The sequence below is a fragment of the uncultured Limnohabitans sp. genome (assembly GCF_937889215.1).
In the GTDB taxonomy this organism is placed as follows: domain Bacteria; phylum Pseudomonadota; class Gammaproteobacteria; order Burkholderiales; family Burkholderiaceae_C; genus Limnohabitans_A.
In genome coordinates, this window is record NZ_CALBEX010000503.1 from 1 (window position 1) to 1,080 (window position 1,080).

The 1,080-nt window shown below is 63.4% G+C and carries 2 protein-coding genes; both read left to right on the forward strand.

All coding sequences use genetic code 11. The features are described from left to right. Positions 1-708 (forward strand): PLP-dependent transferase (locus Q0341_RS12770; RefSeq protein WP_299513971.1); only part of this gene is annotated, 708 nt, incomplete at its 5' end. 2 nt (positions 709-710) lie between these two features. Next, a partial coding sequence (locus tag Q0341_RS12775; protein WP_299513974.1) for an alpha/beta fold hydrolase occupies positions 711-1,080 on the forward strand: 370 nt, incomplete at its 3' end.

The window sequence follows — 1,080 nt, forward strand, 5'->3', positions numbered from 1 at the left end:
CACGGGGCCGACCTCGTTTACCACTCGGCCACCAAGTTTTTGTCGGGCCACGGCACGGTGGTGGGCGGTGTGGTCGTCGATGGCGGCAGTTTTGACTGGGACAAATCGGGCAAATTTGCCGAGCTGAGCCAAGCCTACGAAGGCTTTCACAACATGGTCTTCAGCGAAGAAAGCACCGTGGGCGCCTTCTTGCTGCGGGCGCGGCGCGAAGGCCTGCGCGACTTTGGCGCTTGCATGAGCCCGCACACCGCTTGGCTGATTTTGCAAGGCATCGAAACCCTGCCGCTGCGCATGGCCCGGCACATGGAGAACACCGCCAAAGTGGTCGAGTTTCTGGCCGCGCACCCACTGGTCAGCCGCGTGGGCCACCCCATGCTGGAAAGCCACCCCTCGCATGCGCTGGCGCGAAAGCTCTTGCCCCGCGGTGCGGGCTCGGTGTTCAGCTTCGACATCAAGGGCAGCCGCGCCCAAGGCCAAAAGTTCATCGAGACCCTCAAGGTCTTCAGCCACCTGGCCAATGTGGGCGACTGCCGAAGCCTGGTGATCCACCCGGCCAGCACCACGCATTTCCGCATGACAGACGAAGCCCTGGCCGCTGGCGGCATCGGCCCGGGCACGATTCGGCTGTCGATTGGACTGGAAGACCCGGCCGACCTGATCGATGACCTGAAAAAGGCGCTCAAAGCCGCCGAAAAAGCGGGGGCCTGACCATGAAAATCTCCGTTCAAGGTCACGACCTCTACGCCTACACCGGCGGCAAGCCCTTTAACCCCGCGCAGCCCACCGCCGTGTTCATCCACGGCGTGCTCAACGACCACAGCGTCTGGATTTTGCAAACCCGCTACATGGCCCACCACGGCTGGAACGTGCTGGCCATTGACCTGCCCGGGCACTGCAAAAGCGAAGGCACCCCGCCGCAAAGCGTGGAAGAAGCCGCCGAAACCGTCATCGCCCTGCTCGATGCGCTGAAGATTGAAAAAGCCGCGCTGATCGGCCACAGCTTTGGCTCGCTCATCGCGCTGGAAGCAGCGGCACGCGACGCGCAAGCCCACCCCAGTCGTGTGAGCCACCTGGTGATGG